The organism is Methylobacterium sp. UNC300MFChir4.1, assembly GCF_900110155.1.
In the GTDB taxonomy this organism is placed as follows: Bacteria; Pseudomonadota; Alphaproteobacteria; order Rhizobiales; family Beijerinckiaceae; genus Methylobacterium.
Map to the genome: position 1 here is coordinate 172,126 of NZ_FOCS01000008.1, position 17,350 is coordinate 189,475.

15 protein-coding genes are annotated in these 17,350 nt (G+C 71.6%); 13 read left to right on the forward strand and 2 right to left on the reverse strand.

Annotation, left to right across the window (positions count from 1 at the left end; all coding sequences use genetic code 11):
* Window positions 1-313 precede the first annotated feature (313 nt).
* Together ppsR and BMY19_RS13550 are read right to left on the reverse strand one after the other, a co-directional pair.
* Window positions 314-1,759: a transcriptional regulator PpsR gene (gene ppsR, locus BMY19_RS13545; protein ID WP_100252027.1), complete on the reverse strand. Its 1,446-nt coding sequence runs from the start codon at window positions 1,757-1,759 to the stop codon at window positions 314-316.
* Between the two features lie 29 nt (window positions 1,760-1,788).
* Window positions 1,789-2,679, reverse strand: a complete 891-nt coding sequence (locus BMY19_RS13550) for a cobalamin B12-binding domain-containing protein (RefSeq protein ID WP_100252028.1) — start codon at window positions 2,677-2,679, stop codon at window positions 1,789-1,791.
* Window positions 2,680-2,996: 317 nt separating this feature from the next.
* On the opposite strand from BMY19_RS13550, the gene bchF reads away from it, so the two are divergent.
* Genes bchF through puhE form a run of 13 tightly spaced genes read left to right on the forward strand, consistent with a single transcriptional unit; the run spans window position 2,997 to window position 17,258 of the window.
* A complete protein-coding gene (gene bchF / locus BMY19_RS13555) occupies window positions 2,997-3,503 on the forward strand; it encodes a 2-vinyl bacteriochlorophyllide hydratase (RefSeq protein WP_020095248.1) in 507 nt (168 codons plus the stop codon).
* Complete coding sequence (locus BMY19_RS13560; protein ID WP_100252029.1) at window positions 3,500-4,774, forward strand: ferredoxin:protochlorophyllide reductase (ATP-dependent) subunit N; 1,275 nt, start codon at window positions 3,500-3,502, stop codon at window positions 4,772-4,774. The genes bchF and BMY19_RS13560 overlap by 4 nt, the downstream gene beginning before the upstream one ends.
* 4 nt (window positions 4,775-4,778) lie before the next feature.
* Window positions 4,779-6,371, forward strand: a complete 1,593-nt coding sequence (gene bchB, locus BMY19_RS13565; RefSeq protein WP_100252030.1) for a ferredoxin:protochlorophyllide reductase (ATP-dependent) subunit B — start codon at window positions 4,779-4,781, stop codon at window positions 6,369-6,371.
* A complete protein-coding gene (locus tag BMY19_RS13570) occupies window positions 6,346-10,050 on the forward strand; it encodes a magnesium chelatase subunit H (RefSeq protein ID WP_100252031.1) in 3,705 nt (1,234 codons plus the stop codon). The genes bchB and BMY19_RS13570 overlap by 26 nt, the downstream gene beginning before the upstream one ends.
* Window positions 10,047-10,940 (forward strand): ferredoxin:protochlorophyllide reductase (ATP-dependent) iron-sulfur ATP-binding protein, encoded by an 894-nt coding sequence (gene bchL / locus BMY19_RS13575; RefSeq protein WP_091926007.1) that lies wholly within the window; start codon window positions 10,047-10,049, stop codon window positions 10,938-10,940. Before BMY19_RS13570 ends, bchL begins: the two co-directional genes overlap by 4 nt.
* A gap of 16 nt (window positions 10,941-10,956) precedes the next feature.
* Entirely contained in the window at window positions 10,957-11,706 is a 750-nt protein-coding gene (gene bchM, locus BMY19_RS13580) for a magnesium protoporphyrin IX methyltransferase (protein ID WP_056523997.1), read from the forward strand.
* Window positions 11,703-13,130 carry a BCD family MFS transporter gene (locus tag BMY19_RS13585; RefSeq protein WP_100252032.1) on the forward strand — a complete coding sequence of 476 codons (1,428 nt, stop codon included), beginning with the start codon at window positions 11,703-11,705 and terminating at the stop codon, window positions 13,128-13,130. Before bchM ends, BMY19_RS13585 begins: the two co-directional genes overlap by 4 nt.
* Before the next feature lie 18 nt (window positions 13,131-13,148).
* On the forward strand, window positions 13,149-13,928 hold the full coding sequence (gene puhA, locus BMY19_RS13590; RefSeq protein ID WP_020095255.1) for a photosynthetic reaction center subunit H: 780 nt from the start codon (window positions 13,149-13,151) through the stop codon (window positions 13,926-13,928).
* The gene (gene puhB, locus BMY19_RS13595; RefSeq protein WP_100252033.1) at window positions 13,925-14,575 is read left to right on the forward strand and encodes a photosynthetic complex putative assembly protein PuhB; all 651 of its coding nucleotides are present in this window, start codon (window positions 13,925-13,927) and stop codon (window positions 14,573-14,575) included. Before puhA ends, puhB begins: the two co-directional genes overlap by 4 nt.
* Before the next feature lie 11 nt (window positions 14,576-14,586).
* Window positions 14,587-15,081, forward strand: coding sequence for a photosynthetic complex assembly protein PuhC (gene puhC, locus BMY19_RS13600; RefSeq protein WP_100252034.1), 495 nt, complete (start codon window positions 14,587-14,589; stop codon window positions 15,079-15,081).
* Window positions 15,081-15,377, forward strand: a complete 297-nt coding sequence (locus tag BMY19_RS13605) for a hypothetical protein (protein ID WP_010686350.1) — start codon at window positions 15,081-15,083, stop codon at window positions 15,375-15,377. The genes puhC and BMY19_RS13605 overlap by 1 nt, the downstream gene beginning before the upstream one ends.
* Window positions 15,374-16,462, forward strand: a complete 1,089-nt coding sequence (gene acsF / locus BMY19_RS13610; RefSeq protein WP_020095259.1) for a magnesium-protoporphyrin IX monomethyl ester (oxidative) cyclase — start codon at window positions 15,374-15,376, stop codon at window positions 16,460-16,462. The genes BMY19_RS13605 and acsF overlap by 4 nt, the downstream gene beginning before the upstream one ends.
* 1 nt (window position 16,463) lies before the next feature.
* Window positions 16,464-17,258, forward strand: coding sequence for a putative photosynthetic complex assembly protein PuhE (gene puhE / locus BMY19_RS13615; RefSeq protein ID WP_100252035.1), 795 nt, complete (start codon window positions 16,464-16,466; stop codon window positions 17,256-17,258).
* The last annotated feature ends 92 nt before the right edge of the window (window positions 17,259-17,350 follow it).

Here is a 17,350-nt window from a genome sequence, read left to right on the forward strand (position 1 = left end):
ACGGGGTGTCAAGCCAGATTTACACCGCACGCCAGCATGTGCGCGACGTTTGTCGAATAAATACAGCGGCGGACCAGAAATACATTATCCGAAACACCGAAAAACCGTGCCGGCGGGACCGCCCGCGCGGGCGCTTTCCGGCGCACCGGGCGCTCCCGGCGACCCCTGTCCGCGAGGACGATTCCGGGATCTTCGAGGCCTTCGGTGCCGGGATCCGAGGGGGTCCGGCGGGCCCCGCCGCGCGCACCTTCGAGAGATGGGATGGGATTGGATGGGACGGGTGCCGCCGCGCCCGGAGGCCGTGCCCGGATCCTCAGATGTCCTCGACCGGGCCGTCCAGGTCGCCGACGCCGTAGCGCCGCATCTTGGCGTAGAGGCCCTGCCGGCTCAGGCCGAGCATCTCGGCCGCCGAGGCCCGGTTGTCCCGGGTGATCCGCAGGGCCGCCTCGATGCAGAGCTTCTCGATCAGGTCGGTCGTCTCGCGCACCAGGGTCTTCATCGAGACCCGGCCGACCAGCTCGGTCATCTGCTCCACCGAGCGGGGCACCTCCCGCCCGACCCCGGGGCGCCCTTCGGCGATCCGCCGCGGGCCCGACCGGATGGCGAAGCCCAGGCAGGGGCGGGCGCCGGCCACCGACACGGCGGCGACCTCCACGTCCTCCATGCCGCCGTAGGCGCCGCGGACGACGGTGGCGAAGCGGCGCACGGCGCCGTGGTCGACGAGGGTCGCGAACAGCGCCTGCGCCTCGGTCTCGTCGCGGCCGAGCCAGTGGTCGAGGGTGCGCCCGCGGGCCTGGCCCACCGTGGCGAGCTGCGCCAGTTCCAGGAAGGCGGCGTTGGCCATGAGGATCCGCCGCGCCGAATCGGTGACCACGAAGCCCTCCGGCATCGCCTCGATCACCGCGGCGGTGGGCGCCTCCTGGTCGGGCCCGGGCGCCGCCGTCGCCGGGTCGGCGACCAGCTGCAGCAGCGCGCTCGCGCCGCCCTCGCCCCGGAACAGCGAGGCCGAGACCGTGACCTCCCCGCGCCCGTGCTGCAGCGCCGCCCGGATCTCGCCCGCCTGCCCGGTCGCCCGCAGGGCGGCGAACTGCGCCTCCAGGGCCCGGGTGCTGGTGGGGTCGAACAGCTCGACGGCGTCCTGCCCGGCGATGCGCTTGGCCGGGCGCCCGAGGAGGCGCGCCGCGGCCGGGTTGGCCTCGGCCACCCGGCGCGTGCCGGCATCGACCACCAGCACCGGCTCGCCGGAGATCTGGAACAGGAGCCGGTAGCGGGTCTCGGCGGCGCGGAGCCGGTCGTAGTCCCGCTCCAGGGCCTGCTGGGTCTCCACCAGCCGGCGCTGCAGGGCCGCCACCGCCCGCATGTCGCGCCCGAGCACGAGGATCGGGCCGCCCTCCGAGGGCCGGATCGACGCGTAGCGGATCGGCAGGTCGGCGCCGTCGGGCGAGGGGTGGTTCACCTGGCGCCAGCGGGTGATGCCGTCGGCCCCGGCGTCCCGCAGCAGGGCGTCGACCTTCGGGCGGCTCTCCACCGTGACGGTGTCGATCCAGCGCCGGCCCAGCCAGCCCGCCACGGTCTCGGCCGCGAGGTCGGCGCCGACCGTGGCGTCCCGAATCACCCCGTCCGCGTCGATCACCAGGGAGAGGTCCGCGGACGCCGCGACGATGCGCCCGACCGCCTCACCCTGGAGGAGGCCGGCCACCTGCTGCAGGGCCGCGGGCGGCGACTGCGGGGAGGGGCGGGGCTGAGGGGTCACGGTCACCGCAATGTGATAGTCGGTTTGAGGCCCTTTCAGCAGGCCAATGCCTGTCTGTCCAGCAAAGCTTCCGCCGCGGCGGGCGCGAGGCACGCGTCCGACGCGCAGGCATCCGCCCCGACGATCCCCGCCTCGCCGCCGTGGCGCGCGAAGAAGGGGCCGCCGACCAGCACCCGGACGTCCCGGTTGCGCGAATCGCGGCGCACCTCCGCCACCGTCGCCGTCAGGACCGGCAGCAGGACGTCGCAGGAGAGCGACAGGCCGACCACGTCGAACCAATCGGACCGGAGCAGGTCCAGGGGGTCGACCCCCGGCCCGGGCACCGCGGTGGTCACGTCCCAGCCGGCCTCCCGGAAGAAGCTCGCGACCAGCGACAGGCCGAAGACGTGGGTCTCGCCCGGGCAGGGCAGCAGCAGGACGCTGCGCCCGTTGGCCGGGACCGATTCACTCTCCAGCTCGGCGCAGAGGCGGCGGCTCACGGTGTGGAGCCGCCCGAGGGCCTCGGTCACCGCCAGGAAGTCGCAGGCATCCTCCTCCCAGAGGGCGCCGAGGTGCCGGGCGGCCGGGGCGAGCAGGTCGAGGAGCAGGCGCGGGAGCGGCAGGCCGCCGTCGCACAGGGCGTCCACGCGGGCGTCGAGGTCGACCGGGCCGGAGGCCAGGAGCAGGGCGCTGAAGTCGGCGATCTCCCGCGCGCTCGGCGCCCGGTCCGCCGGGACGGCGCGGCCGGCGGGCCGGTGGGCCAGCATCAGGCGGGGCAGGATCTCCGCCTCGACGACCTTGGCGAGCGCGTCGGGCACGGGCCTGTGCAGGTCGGGCCAGCCGAGGGCCGCGTCGCGGAACACGGGGAGCCCGTCGCTCACGGGGCTGCAGCCGGCCGCGGACGGACCGTGATCCAGACGGCCACCGAAATGCCTCCAGTTTCCCATCGGCATCCTCCCTGAGACGGCCCCGTCCCGGACGGGCCGGCGGATCCGCTCGCGCGCTCGGTGTGGCGTTGCTCGCCCGTCTATTCTTCGTGTCCGTCAGTTCCTGAGTCTGACAAGCCGAACGGCAGCAATCTCTGCCGCCACGGCCGACGATACGCTTCCTGACGATCTTGGCAATGATCTTATTCGAAGAAAAAATATCCCTGCCACTGTCATGCCGTGAAAGCGTCAAGCGCACTTGACACTTCCCGGACCCCCGCCCTAGCCTCTGTCAACGACGGAGCCTGAGGCGCCGCCGACGACCAGGGAGCGGATGCATGGGTCCCGAGGACCGGCCGGCACGACCGCTCTACACGCCCGCCGAACGGCGCCGGCGCGATTCGTCGCTCTGGACCGTGGTCCAGGGAGTGCTGGCGCCCCTCCAGTTCGCGATCTTCCTGGTGAGCCTCGTCCTGGTGCTGCGCGCCCTGGCCACCGACGACGGCCTGCGCGCGGCCGAGATCTCGGTCGTCGTGAAGACCCTGGCCCTCTACGCGATCATGGTCACCGGCTCGATCTGGGAGAAGGTCGTGTTCGGGCGGTGGCTCTTCGCGCCTGCCTTCTTCTGGGAGGACGTGGTCAGCATGCTGGTGCTGGCTCTCCACACCGCCTACCTCGCGGCCCTCGCCACGGGCGCGCTCAGGGGTCAGGCGCTGCTGCTCCTCGCGCTGGCGGCCTACGCGACCTACGTGATCAACGCGGCCCAGTTCCTCCTGAAGCTCCGGGCCGCGCGCATGGAGAGTGCCGGAAGTCGCGCGCCGCGCCTCGCGGAGGCGCTGCCGTGAACGCTCCCTTGCTTCATCAGCCACCCTGCGGCGGCATCGAGCTCCGCCAGGAGCAGGGTCAGCGGGCCGTGTTCTGCGGGCTGACCGGCATCGTCTGGCTGCACCGGAAGATCCAGGATGCCTTCTTCCTGGTGGTCGGCTCGCGCACCTGCGCGCACCTGATCCAGTCCGCCGCCGGCGTGATGATCTTCGCCGAGCCGCGCTTCGCCACGGCGATCATCGACGAGCGCGACCTCGCCGGCCTCGCCGACGCCAACGAGGAGCTCGACCGGGTGGTGACCCGGCTGATCGAGCGCCGGCCGGACATCAAGCTCCTGTTCCTCGTGGGCTCATGCCCGTCGGAAGTGATCAAGCTCGACCTGTCCCGGGCGGCCCAGCGCCTGTCGGGACGGCTCGCCCCCGTACGGGTGCTGAACTACTCGGGTTCCGGCATCGAGACGACCTTCACGCAAGGGGAGGATGCCTGCCTCGCCGCCCTCGTGCCCGACCTGCCCCGCGAGGCCGAGACGGCGGTCCCTTCGCTCCTCGTGGTCGGGGCGCTGGCCGACGTGGTGGAGGATCAGTTTCTCCGGCTCTTCGCCGCGATGGGGATCGCGGATGTCCGGTTCCTGCCCGCCCGCCGGGCGAACGCGATGCCGGCTGTTGGGCGCAACACCCGCTATCTGCTGGCCCAGCCCTTCCTGACCGACACGGCCCGGGCCCTCGACGAGCGTGGCGCCTGCCGGCTGCCCGCATCGTTCCCTCTGGGCGCCGAAGGTACCACCGGCTGGCTTCGGGCAGCCGCCGAGGCGTTTGGCGTCTCCGAGGCCGCCTTCGAACAGGCCACGGAAGCGGGCCGCGCCCGCGCCGAGACCGCGCTCGCCCCCCACCGCGAGAGGCTCGGCGGCAAGCGCGTGTTCTTCTTCCCCGATTCGCAGCTGGAGGTTCCGCTCGCCCGCTTCCTCGCCCGGGAGCTCGGCGCGGACCTCGTGGAGGTCGGGACGCCGTACCTGCACCGGGGGCATCTCGCCGCCGAAATCGAGCTGCTGCCCAAAGGCACGCGGGTGACGGAGGGCCAGAGCCTCGACGACCAGATGGACCGCTGCCGGGCGGAACGGCCGGATCTCACGGTCTGCGGCCTCGGTCTCGCCAATCCCCTGGAGGCGGAGGGGCTGTCGACCAAGTGGTCGATCGAGCTGCTGTTCACGCCCGTGCAGGGCTACGAGCAGGCCGGCGACCTCGCGGAGCTGTTCGTGCGCCCGCTCCGCCGCCGCGCCCTGCTGGAGGTGTAGAGCCATGCAGCTCACGCTCTGGACCTACGAGGGTCCGCCTCACATCGGCGCGATGCGCGTCGCCACGGCGATGTCCGGGCTGCACTACGTGCTGCACGCGCCGCAGGGCGACACCTACGCCGACCTGCTGTTCACGATGATCGAGCGGCGGGACGCCCGCCCGCCCGTCACCTACACGACCTTCCGCGCCCAGGATCTCGGCCGCGACACCGCCGAGCTGTTCAAGCAGGCGGTCTCGGCCGCCCACGCGCGGTTTCAGCCCCAGGCGATGATCGTCGGCGCCTCCTGCACCGCCGAGCTGATCCAGGACGATCCGGGCGGCCTCGCCAAGGCCCTCGACCTGCCGATCCCGGTGATCCCACTGGAATTGCCCGCCTACCAGAAGAAGGAGAACTGGGGCGCGTCGGAGACCTTCTACCGCCTCGTCCGGGCGCTCGCCGGTCCGCCCGCCCCGCATCCGGCGCGCGAACCCGGGCAGCGTCCGCTCTGCAACATCCTGGGACCGACGGCGCTGGGCTTCCGCCACCGGGACGACCTGATCGAGATCCGCCGGCTGCTCGATTCGCTCGGCATCGCCGTGAATGTCGTGGCCCCGCTGGGGGCCACGCCCGCCGATCTCGGCCGGCTCCGGGAGGCCGATTTCAACGTCGTGCTCTACCCCGAGACCGCCCGGTCGGCCGCGGACTACCTGAAGAAGAGTTTCGGGCAGCCGTTCACGCAGACCGTCCCGATCGGCGTCGGCGGCACCCGCCGGTTCGTCGAGGAGGTTGCGAGCCTCGCCGGGATCGACCCGGCACCGGTGCTCGACGGCCCCGGCTCGCGGCTGCCCTGGTACTCCCGCTCGGTCGATTCGACGTATCTCACGGCCAAGCGCGTCTTCGTGTTCGGCGACGCGACCCACGCCATCGGCATCGCCCGGGTCGCCGCCAAGGAACTCGGCTTCACCGTCGTGGGACTGGGCACCTACGGCCGCGAATTCGCCCGCGAGGTCCGCGCCGAGGCCGCCGAGCACGGTATCGAGGCGCTGATCACCGACGATTACCTCGACGTCGAGGCGGCGATCCGCGCGGCCGCGCCAGAACTGGTGCTCGGCACCCAGATGGAGCGCCACGTCGCGAAGCGGCTCGGCATCCCCTGCGCGGTGATCTCCGCGCCGGTGCACGTCCAGGACTTCCCGGCCCGCTACGCCCCGCAGATGGGGTTCGAGGGCGCCAACGTCCTGTTCGACACCCTGGTCCATCCGCTGATGATGGGCCTCGAAGAGCACCTCCTCGGCATGTTCCGGGAGGATCCCGAATTCCACGACGGCGTCGGCCCCTCGCATCTCGGCGGCAAGTCCTACGGGACTCCGGCGGACGGGGCGTTCGAGGCCGCGGAACGGGCGCCGGCCGACACCCCTCCGACGCCGGCGCCCGTTCCGATTCTTCTGGACCGGGCCGCAGCGTGGTCGCCCGAGGCCGAGAAGGAACTCAAGAAGATCCCGTTCTTCGTGCGGGGCAAGGCGCGCACCAACACCGAGACCTTCGCCCGGGAGCGGCATCTGCCGCTCATCACCGTCGAGACCCTCTACGATGCCAAAGCGCATTTCGGCCGATAGGCCGCCGATCCGCATCGTCATCGTCACGCTCGACAATCACTTGGCGAGCGCGGTGGAACGGGCGCGCCTGCGCCTCCGGACCGAGATGCCCGAGCTGGTTCTGGGCTTCCACGCGGCGGCCGAATGGGACAACGACCCCGCGACCCTGGAGGCCTGCCGGGCCGACATCGCGCAGGCCGACATCGTGCTCTCGGCCATGCTGTTCATGGACGAGCACGTGCGGGCGATCCTGCCGGCGCTGGCGGCGCGGCGCGACGCCTGCGACGCGATGGTCGGCTGCCTCTCGGCCGGCGAGGTGGTGAAGACCACGAAGCTCGGCCGCTTCGACATGAGCGGCACCAAGCGCAGCGCCCTCGACTTCCTCAAGAAGCTGCGCGGCAAGCCGGGCCAGCAGGGCAATGCCGGACGGCAGATGGCCCTGGTGCGCAAGCTGCCGAAGATCCTGCGCTTCATCCCGGGCTCGGCCCAGGACGTGCGCGCCTATTTCCTCACCCTGCAATACTGGCTCGCGGGCTCGGACGAGAACGTCGCCGCGCTGGTGCGCTTCCTCGTGCACCGCTACGCGGCTGGCGAGCGGGCCGCCTGGCGTGACGGCCCGGCGGCGCCCGCACCCCTCGACTACCCCGAGACCGGCCTCTACCACCCGCGCCTGCCCGGCCGGATCGGCGCCGACCCGTCACAGCTGCCCCGCCTCGCGGGCGCGAAGGGCCGCGTCGGCCTCTTGGTGATGCGCAGCTACGTGCTCGCCGGCAACACCGCCCATTACGACGGGGTGATCGCCGCCCTGGAGGCGCAGGGCCTCGACGTCGTGCCGGCCTTCGCCAGCGGCCTCGACAACCGCCCAGCGGTGAATTCCTTCTTTATGAAGGACGGTCGCGCCTGCATCGACGCGCTGGTCTCGCTCACCGGCTTCTCCCTGGTCGGCGGCCCCGCCTACAACGACGCCGCCGCGGCCGAACTGATGCTGGCCCGGCTCGACGTGCCCTACCTCGCCGCCCAGGCGCTGGAATTCCAGACCCTGGAGCAGTGGGAGGCGGGCGACCGCGGCCTGTCGCCGGTCGAGGCGACCATGATGGTCGCTATCCCCGAACTCGACGGCGCCACCGCCCCGATGGTGTTCGGCGGACGGTCCTCCGCTTCCGGCAGCGACAACGCCCGGGACATGCGGGTCCATCCCGAGCGGGCGGCCCGCCTCGCCGAGCGGGTCGCACGTCTGGTCTCCCTCCGCCGGACCGCGAGGGCCGAGCGGAAGCTCGCCGTGGTGCTGTTCAACTTCCCGCCCAATGCCGGCGCCACCGGCACGGCCGCGTTCCTGTCGGTCTACGCCTCGCTGCTCAACACCCTGAAGGGCTTAGCGGCGGACGGCTACACGGTCGAGATCCCGGAAGACGTCGATGCCCTGCGCGCGGCGATCTTGGAGGGCAATACCAAACGCTACGGCACCCAGGCCAACGTCCACGCCCGCATCCCGGCCGAGGATCATCTGCGCCGCGAGCCCTACCTCGCCGAGATCGAGGCCCAGTGGGGCCCGGCGCCCGGCCGCCACCAGACCAACGGCGCCGAGATCTTTGTCCTCGGCGCGCAGTTCGGCAACGTCTTCGTCGGGGTCCAGCCGGCCTTCGGCTACGAGGGCGATCCGATGCGGCTGCTGTTCGAGCGCGGCTTCGCGCCGACCCACGCGTTCTCGGCCTTCTACCGCTACCTGCGCGAGGATTTTTCCGCCGACGCCGTGCTGCATTTCGGCACCCACGGGGCGCTCGAATTCATGCCCGGCAAGCAGACCGGCCTGTCCGAATCCTGCTGGCCGGAGCGGCTGATCGGGGCGCTGCCCAACGTCTACCTCTACGCGGCCAACAACCCCTCGGAAGGGACGCTCGCCAAGCGCCGCTCGGCTGCGACGCTGGTGAGCTACCTCACCCCGAGCCTCGCGGCTGCCGGGCTCTACCGTGGGCTGATCGACCTGAAGAGCTCGATCGAGCGCTGGCGCGGCCTCGGCCCCGAGGCGGCGGGCGAGCGCGAGACCCTGGCCCGCCTGATCCAGGATCAGGGCGCGGCGGTCGACCTCGTGGCGGCCGATCCGGGCTGGAGCGGCGATCTGGAGGCGCGGGTCTCCGGCCTCTGGACCGCGCTGCAGGAGCTGGAGCAGACCCTGATCCCGCACGGGTTGCACGTGGTCGGGCAGGGGACGCCGGAAGAGGAGCGGGTCGATCTGCTCCTGGCGCTCGCCGAGTCGGCGCACGGCGTGAAGCCGGAGCGGGCCGGCATCGAAGCGCTCGTCGCCGGCCGGGGCATCGAGGCGGTGCTGAAGGCCTCCGGCTTCTCCGCCGACCAGACCAACCGCGAGATACTCAAGAACCTCGCTGAGACCGACCGGCTGCTGTCCCGCGACCATGAAGTGCCGGCGCTGCTGCGGGCGCTCGACGGCCGCTTCGTGCCGCCGGTGGCGGGCGGCGACATCCTGCGCAACCCGGCCGTGCTGCCGACCGGCCGCAACCTCCACGGCTTCGACCCCTACCGCCTGCCCTCGGCCTTCGCGGTGGCGGACGGCGCCCGGCAGGTCGCCCGGATCCTCGAGCGCTTCGCCGCCGACGGAAAGCCCTGCCCGGAGAGCGTCGCCCTGGTCCTGTGGGGCACCGACAACCTCAAGAGCGAGGGCGGCCCGATCGCCCAGGCGCTCGCGCTGATCGGCGCCGCGCCCCGCTTCGACGGCTACGGCCGCCTGAGCGGCGCCGAGTTGATCCCGCTGGAGACCCTCGGCCGCCCGCGCATCGACGCGGTGGTCACCCTCTCCGGCATCTTCCGCGATCTCCTGCCCCTGCAGACGAAGCTCCTGGCAGAAGCCTCGTACCTCGCCGCCACCGCCGACGAGCCCCTGGAGCAGAACTACGTCCGCAAGCACGCCCTCGCCATCCAGGCCGAGCAGGGCTGCGACCTGGAGACGGCGGCGCTCCGGGTCTTCTCCAACGCCGAGGGCGCCTACGGGGCCAACGTCAACCACCTCGTCGATTCGGGGAACTGGGACGACGACGCGGAACTCTGCGAGACCTTCTCGCGCCGCAAGAGTTTCGCCTACGGCCGCACCGGCCGCCCGGCGCCGCAGCGCGCCCTGATGCAGGCGGTGCTGGCCTCCGTCGACATGGCCTACCAGAATCTCGACTCGGTCGAGGTCGGCGTCACCTCCGTCGATCACTACTTCGACGGGCTCGGCGGCATGGGCCGGGCGGTGGCCCGGGCCAAGGGCGAGTCGGTGCCGATCTACATCAGCGACCAGACCCGCGGGGAGGGGCGCGTCCGCTCCCTGGAGGAGCAGGTGGCGCTGGAAACGCGCACCCGGATGCTCAACCCGAAATGGTACGAGGGCCTGCTCGGCCACGGCTACGAGGGCGTCCGCCAGATCGAGACGCATCTCACCAACACGGTCGGCTGGTCGGCCACCGCCAACGCGGTCCAGCCCTGGATCTACGAGCGGATCACCGAGACCTACGTCCTCGACAAGGACATGCGCGAGCGCATGGCCGCCTTGAACCCTACCGCCTCCGCCAAGGTCGCCCAAAGGCTGATCGAGGCGCACCGCCGCGGCTTCTGGACCCCCGACGCAGAGATGCGCGACGCCCTCGACCGGGCCGAGGAGGAGCTGGAGGACCGCCTGGAAGGCGTCACCGCAGGAGTGGCCGCATGAACATCGCGATCCGCAATCCCGTCGTCGCCCGGAAGGAGGAGGGGAGCCTTCAGGTCGCCCTCGACCCCGACCTGAAGATCGAGACCGCCAAGGTCTTCGCGGTCTACGGCAAGGGCGGGATCGGCAAGTCGACCACCTCGTCGAACCTGTCGGTGGCGTTCTCGAAGCTCGGCAAGCGGGTGCTGCAGATCGGCTGCGACCCGAAGCACGACTCGACCTTCACGCTGACCAAGCGCCTCGCCCCCACGGTGATCGACGCCCTGGAGGCGGTGAACTTCCACTCGGAGGAGCTGCGCGTCGAGGATTTCGTGGTCGAGGGCTACAACGGCGTGATGTGCGTCGAGGCCGGCGGCCCGCCCGCCGGCACCGGCTGCGGCGGCTACGTGGTCGGCCAGACCGTGAAGCTCCTCAAGGAGCACCACCTCCTGGAGGACACCGACGTCGTCGTGTTCGACGTGCTCGGCGACGTGGTCTGCGGCGGCTTCGCCTCGCCGCTCCAGCACGCCGACCGGGCACTGATCGTCACCGCCAACGACTTCGACTCGATCTTCGCGATGAACCGGATCGTCGCGGCGATCCACGCCAAGTCCAAGAACTACGGCGTGCGGCTCGGCGGCGTCATCGCCAACCGCTCGGCCAAGACCGACGAGATCGACCGGTTCAACGACGCGGTCGGCCTGAAGCGCCTCGCCCACTTCCCCGACCTCGACGTGGTCCGGCGCTCGCGGCTCAAGAAGTCGACCCTGTTCGAGATGGAGTCCTCGCCCGAGCTCGACGCCGTGACCGCCGAGTACATGCGGCTCGCCGAGACGCTCTGGGCCGGGGGCGAGCCCTGCGAGGCGATCCCCATGAAGGACCGCGACCTGTTCGAGTTCCTCGGTTTCGATTGAGTCTGGAGTTCGACCGATGGCCAGCGCCAGCTACGACGCCCGCCGGGGCGAGCTGACCACCTACTTCGACCGCACCGCGGTCGAGGCGTGGTCCCGCCTGACCTCGGACGCCCCGGTGAGCCGGATCCGCGCCACCGTGCGGGCCGGGCGCGACGCCATGCGGGCGACGCTGCTCTCCTGGCTCCCGGCCGACATGACGGGCTCACGCCTGCTCGATGCCGGCTGCGGCACCGGCGCGCTCAGCGTCGAGGCTGCGCGGCGGGGCGCCGAGGTGGTGGCGATCGACGTCTCGCCGACGCTGATCGGGCTGGCGCAGGAGCGGCTGCCGGCGATCGCGGGCGCGGGGCGCATCGACTTCCGGGTGGGCGACATGCTCGATCCGGCGCTCGGCCGGTTCGACCACGTCGTGGCGATGGATTCGCTGATCCACTACCGCGCCGCCGACATCGCCCGGGCGCTGGCGGTGCTGGGCGCGCGCACGGACGGCTCGGTGCTGTTCACCGTAGCGCCGCGCACGGCGCTCCTGACGGTGATGCACGCGGCCGGGAAGTTCTTCCCGCGCGGCGATCGCTCGCCCGCCATAGTGCCGGTGACCGAGGGCGGGCTGCGGCGGCGGATCGCCTCGGAGAGGGCCCTCGACGGCTTCGCCTGGGCGCGGTCGCACCGGATCAACAGCGGATTCTACCTGTCGAACGCGGTGGCGCTGACGCGCACCCTGCCTCACCGCGCGGATGGTCGGCCAATGACACCCGGGGCGCGACCATGACCCCCGCCCGCAAGCTCACCGAGGCCCTGATGCGCCTCGGCCCGGCGCTGCTTCCCTTCGCGGACGCCGCCACCGCCGAGCTGCCGCTGGGACGGCTGCTCCGCCTCGCCCTGTTCCAGGTCACTGTCGGCATGGCCGCGGTGCTGCTGATCGGCACTCTCAACCGGGTGATGATCGTCGAGCTCGGCGTTCCGGCCTGGATCGTCGCGATGATGCTGGCGCTGCCGCTGGTCTTCGCGCCCCTGCGGGCGCTGGTCGGCTTCCGCTCGGACACCCACCGCTCGGTGCTGGGCTGGCGGCGCGTCCCCTACATCTGGTTCGGCACGCTGCTCCAGTTCGGCGGCCTCGCGATCATGCCGTTCGCCCTGCTGATCCTGTCGGGCGACACGACCGGGCCGCTCTGGGTCGGCAACCTCGCGGCGGCGCTCGCCTTCCTGCTGGTCGGCGCCGGCCTGCACACGACCCAGACCGTCGGGCTGGCGCTCGCCACCGACCTCGCCCCGGCGCACGCGCGCCCGAAGGTGGTGGCGCTGCTCTGCGCGGCGCTCCTGTTCGGGATGATGGCGAGCGCGGTGCTGTTCGGCCTGTTCCTCGCCCATTTCTCACCCGTCCGGCTGATCCAGGTGATCCAGGGCGCGGCGCTGGTCACGATCATCCTCAACGGGTTCGCCCTCTGGAAGCAGGAGCCCCGCGATCCGAACCGGACGCGGACGGCACCGCAGCGCGACTTCCGGTCCTCCTGGCAGGCCTATGCGGGGCAGGGCACCGCCCGGCGACGCCTCGTGGCGATCGGCCTCGGCACGGCGGGCTTCTCGATGCAGGACATCCTGCTCGAACCCTACGGCGGTCAGATCCTGCACCTCTCGGTGGCGGCCACCACGGCGCTGACCGCGCTGCTGGCCGCCGGAGGCGGGCTCGGCCTGCTGGTCGCGGCGCGCTGGCTCGGGCGCGGGGGCGACCCGTTCCGCGTCTCCGCGGTGGGCGTCGGGATCGGGATCCTGGCCTTCTCGGCGGTGGTCTTCGCCGCCCCGCTCGCCTCGGCCGACCTGTTCGCCGCGGGCGTGAGCCTGATCGGCCTCGGCGGCGGCCTGTTCGCCCACGGCACGCTCACCGCCTCGATGAACCGCGCCGGCCCCGAGGATACCGGGCTCGCCCTCGGTGCCTGGGGCGCCGTGCAGGCGACCGCGGCCGGGCTGTCGATCGCGGCGAGCGGCATCGTGCGCGACGTCGGCGGCGCCATCGCCCAGTCGGGGGTGCTCGGCGAGGGCATGAACGAGCCCGCCATCGGCTACCTCATCGTCTACCACATCGAGATCGCCCTGCTGTTCGCCGCGCTGCTCGCGCTCGGACCGCTGGTGCGCGAGGACGCCCGGATACGAGTTCGAGACAGCATCACCGATGGCCTCGCCGGCCGCACAGCCTGAGACTTGGGGAGGACAGCCATGCCAACCGGCGCACTTACGGGTTACGTCGACGTCGCCCAGGTCGTACTCTACGCGTTCTTCCTCTTCTTCGCGGGCCTGGTCTTCTGGCTGCGCCGGGAGGACCGGCGCGAGGGCTACCCGCTGGAGAACGAGACGGTCGGCCGCCGCAAGGCGGACGACCCGATCCTGATCCCCCGGTCCAAGGCGTTCCATCTGCCGGGCGGCGAGACGACCTACGCGCCGCAGGCGGTTCATGGCCGGGACGACATCGAGACCGGGATCCCGGCCCGCAAGGTCGAACCCTGGCCGGGCGCCCCCTACGAGCGCACGGAGACGTCGCTCCAGGCCGGCGTCGGCCCGGGCTCCTGGGTGCTGCGGCACGACGTGCACGACCGGACCTGGGACGACGAGATCCGCATCGTGCCCCTGCGGGTGGCGAAGAACTTTGTCATCCACGAGGACGGCCCGAACCCGATCGGCATGACGGTGTTCGGCACCGACAACGCGGTCGCGGGCGTGATCAGCGACGTCTGGGTCGACCGCGGCGAGTCGCTGATCCGCTACTACGAGGTCGAGCTCCCGACGGGCGGGCGCCGGCTGATGCCGACAACGTTCTGCCGGGCCGGCGGCTTCACCAAGACGGTGACGACCGAGGCTCTGCTCGCGAGCCAGTTCGCCGACATCCCCAGCACCCGCGACCCCGACAGCGTGACCTTCCTCGAGGAGGAGCGGATCATCTCGTATTTCGGCGCCGGCACGCTCTACGCGACGCCGGCCCGGGCGGAGCCCCTGATATGAGCGGCGACTTCCTCCCCGAGGGCACCCTGCGGGGTCTGCCCGGCCCGCTGCCGGCGGGCGAGCGCATCCTCTGGCAGGGTGCGCCGACGACCGCGGGCCTGCTGGTCCGGGTGTTCCACGCCCGCTTGGTGATCGCGTGGTTCTCGGTCTGCGCCGTGGCCTTCGGCCTCACGGCGGGCTCGCCCGCGGCGGCGATCAAGGTGGTGGCGCCGACCCTGGTGATCGGCGCCGGCGCCGTCGCGCTGCTCTGGCTGCTCGCCTGGCTCACTCACCGGACGACGCTCTACACGGTGACCAACCGCCGCGTCGTGCTGCAGGCCGGCATCGCCCTGCCGGTGACCCACAACCTGCCCTTCGCGCAGATCGAGACGGCGGCCCTGCGGGCCTTCACGGATGGCAGCGGCGACCTGCCGCTGCGGTTGCGGCCGGGCCTCCGGATCGCCTACCTTCACATCTGGCCGCATGTCCGGCCCTGGCATCTCGCCCGGACCGAGCCCATGCTGCGCTCGGTGCCGGACGCGGACGCCGCGGCGGCGCTGCTGGCACGCGCCCTCGAGGCCCATGCCGACGGCACCGCGCCGCCGGTTCGGGTGGCGCGTCTCGGCCGAGCGGACGAGAATCCCGGCTGCCTCGTCGCGGCCGAATAGGGAGGGGCACGATGGGCGAGCGGGCGGAGGGCGCCGGCCGGGCCATGGCGGTCGCGGGACCGGCACCGGCGCTGCTGATGATCGGCGCCGGCGCGCTGATGGGCTTCACCATGCTGGCGGTCCTGATCGGCCGGAGCGAGAAGGTCGGCCTCGTCGCCCTGCCGCCCGCCAAGGTGGTGGAGCGCCTCGAGTTCCGCGCCGAGGATCAGGTCGACGGCTCGATCGCCCTGCGGGACGTCGCCGACCGGCACATCGTCGCCTGGATCCGTCCCGGCGAGGACGGGTTCCTGCGCGGGACCCTGCGGGGCCTCGCCCAGGCCCGCCAGCGGGAGGGCCTCGGCCCCGAGAAGCCCTTCAGCCTGACCCGCTACGACGACGGCCGCCTCGCGCTGGCCGACGAGGCCACCGGCCGCCGGGTGCCCCTGGAGGCCTTCGGGCCGACCAATGCCGGGGCCTTCGCGCGGCTGATGCCCGCGTCGGGTGCCCCCGCCGCGGAGACGCGGTGATGGGCCTGTTCGGCAGCCGCACCGTCACCGTGCCCTGCACGGTGGAGATCGAGCAGACGCCCGAGAGTCTGCACGCGCACGTCACCCTCGATGCCGGCTTCGAGATCGAGCCCGGCGACGCGGTTCAGGTCCACGACGCGCCGACCTCGGTGCCCTACGGCGAGCGCCTCACCGTGCGGCGCACCGCCACCGTGACGCGGGCCGGCGCGCTGGAGCGGGCCTGGACCAAGCTCATCGCGCATCTCGAGCTGACCGAACTCTACGAGGTCAGCTTTTCCGAGAGGAGGAAGCTGTGAACGCACCCGTCCCGCCGCCCTCCGGCCAGCCCGTCCCGAAGACGCCGATCAACGAATCGACCCGCTCGGCGCAAGAGACGACCTTCCTCAGCCCGCGCTTCTACACGACCGATTTCGACGAGCTCGACCGCACGAACGTCGAGCCGGTACGGCGCGACTGGGACATCCTGATCGCCGAGCTGCGCTCGGACCCGAACAAGCGCCACTTCACCCGCAACGAGGAGTTCGACTGCGACCTGTCGAAGATGGAGCCGGAGCTGCGGAAGGAGTTTTTGGACTTCCTCGTGTCGTCCATCACGGCGGAGTTCTCCGGCTGCGTCCTCTACGCCGAGATGCGCAAGCGGGCGAAGAACAAGGACATCAAGGAGCTGTTCGGCTTCATGAGCCGGGATGAAGCCCGCCACGCCGGCTTCATCAACGACACGCTCAAGGATTTCGGTATCGGCGTGGACCTGGGCTTCCTCACCAAGTCCAAGAAGTACACGTTCTTCCGGCCGAAGTTCATCTTCTACGCCACCTATCTCTCCGAGAAAATCGGCTACGCCCGCTACATCACGATCTTCCGCGAGCTGGAGCGGCACCCGGAGCGGCGCATCCACCCGATCTTCAAGTGGTTCGAGCTGTGGTGCAACGACGAGTTCCGCCACGGCGAGGCCTTCGCGCTGCTGATGCGCGCCAACCCGAAGCTGACGAGCGGCGTGAACCGCTACTGGATCCGGTTCTTCCTGCTCGCCGTCTTCGCCACGATGTACGTGCGCGACCATCACCGCCCGGCCTTCCACGCCGCGCTCGGCGTCGATCCCAGCGACTACGACTTCAAGGTCTTCCGGATCACCTCGGAGATCTCCCGCCAGACCTTCCCGCTGGAACTCGATATCGACAACCCGAAGTTCAAGGCGGGCCTCGACCGGCTGCTCGCCTGCTCCCGGGCGATCGCCGACGCCAAGGCGCGGGGCGGCCTCGTCGGCAAGGCCCTGCAGGGCCTCCACGCCGCCCGGGCGGCCGTGACCTTCGCGCGGCTCTATCTCCTGCCCGTCAAGGCCAACGCCCTGCCGGCCGACATCCGCCTCCAGCCGGTCTGGTAGCATGGGGACCTACGCCGCCCCGGTCCTGTACGCGGTCCTGCTCTGGTGGTTCTCCACCGGGCTGATCCTGCTGCTCGATCACGCCCCGCGGCGGACGCATCCGTGGAGCATGGCCGGGGCGACTCTGCTGCTCGCCGGCGCCCTGGTGGCGATCCGGTCCAGCGCCGCCGACACGAGCACCACGGGGGCCTACACGGCCTTCACGGCGGCGCTCGTCGTCTGGGGCTGGCAGGAGATGAGCTACTACATGGGCTTCCTGTCGGGCCCGCGGCCCGTCGCCTGCGCGCCGAGCGTGCGCGGGCTCGACCGGTTCTTCGCCGCGCTCGCCACCAGCCTGTGGCACGAATTCGCCATCGTGGTCGGCGGCCTGGCGATCCTGGCGCTGGTCTGGGGCAGCCCCAACCGCTTCGCCCTGTGGACCTACGGCACGCTGGTGGTGATGAACCTGTCGGCGCGGCTCAACCTGTTCCTGGGGGTGCGCAACCTCCACGCCGAGTTCCTGCCGGACCATCTCGGCTACCTCGCCTGCTACCTGTCCCGGAAGCCGATGAACCTGCTGTTCCCGGTCTCGGTGAGCCTCGGGACCATCGCGGCGGCCCTGCTCGGGCGGGCGGCGCTCGGCGCCGACCTGCTGGAGCACGAGCTGATCGGCTTCACGGTCCTGGCGACGCTGACCGCGCTCGCCACCCTGGAGCACTGGTTCCTGATGCTGCCGCTGCCCTCGGCGGAGCTGTGGCGCTGGAGCCTGCCGGCCCGGGCGCCCGGGGAAGCGGCCGGGCCGCCGGACCACGTCTAGGCCGAGGGATCACGAGCGGGCGACGCACGTCCACCAATCTGGAACTGGTCTTGTGCGAAGTCCGGTGTCACAGGCGGGATCAACCCGCAGGA

What these genes read in the sequence shown, in the direction of transcription:
- BMY19_RS13605 (WP_010686350.1), top strand. Translation starts at nt 15,081, where the DNA reads ATGGGCCTGTTCGGCAGCCGCACCGTCACCGTGCCCTGCACGGTGGAG.
- bchF (WP_020095248.1), top strand. Translation starts at nt 2,997, where the DNA reads ATGGGTCCCGAGGACCGGCCGGCACGACCGCTCTACACGCCCGCCGAA.
- puhB (WP_100252033.1), top strand. Translation starts at nt 13,925, where the DNA reads ATGAGCGGCGACTTCCTCCCCGAGGGCACCCTGCGGGGTCTGCCCGGC.
- BMY19_RS13570 (WP_100252031.1), top strand. Translation starts at nt 6,346, where the DNA reads ATGCCAAAGCGCATTTCGGCCGATAGGCCGCCGATCCGCATCGTCATC.
- bchB (WP_100252030.1), top strand. Translation starts at nt 4,779, where the DNA reads ATGCAGCTCACGCTCTGGACCTACGAGGGTCCGCCTCACATCGGCGCG.
- BMY19_RS13550 (WP_100252028.1), bottom strand. Translation starts at nt 2,679, where the DNA reads ATGGGAAACTGGAGGCATTTCGGTGGCCGTCTGGATCACGGTCCGTCC.
- puhA (WP_020095255.1), top strand. Translation starts at nt 13,149, where the DNA reads ATGCCAACCGGCGCACTTACGGGTTACGTCGACGTCGCCCAGGTCGTA.
- bchL (WP_091926007.1), top strand. Translation starts at nt 10,047, where the DNA reads ATGAACATCGCGATCCGCAATCCCGTCGTCGCCCGGAAGGAGGAGGGG.
- BMY19_RS13585 (WP_100252032.1), top strand. Translation starts at nt 11,703, where the DNA reads ATGACCCCCGCCCGCAAGCTCACCGAGGCCCTGATGCGCCTCGGCCCG.
- bchM (WP_056523997.1), top strand. Translation starts at nt 10,957, where the DNA reads ATGGCCAGCGCCAGCTACGACGCCCGCCGGGGCGAGCTGACCACCTAC.
- puhE (WP_100252035.1), top strand. Translation starts at nt 16,464, where the DNA reads ATGGGGACCTACGCCGCCCCGGTCCTGTACGCGGTCCTGCTCTGGTGG.
- puhC (WP_100252034.1), top strand. Translation starts at nt 14,587, where the DNA reads ATGGGCGAGCGGGCGGAGGGCGCCGGCCGGGCCATGGCGGTCGCGGGA.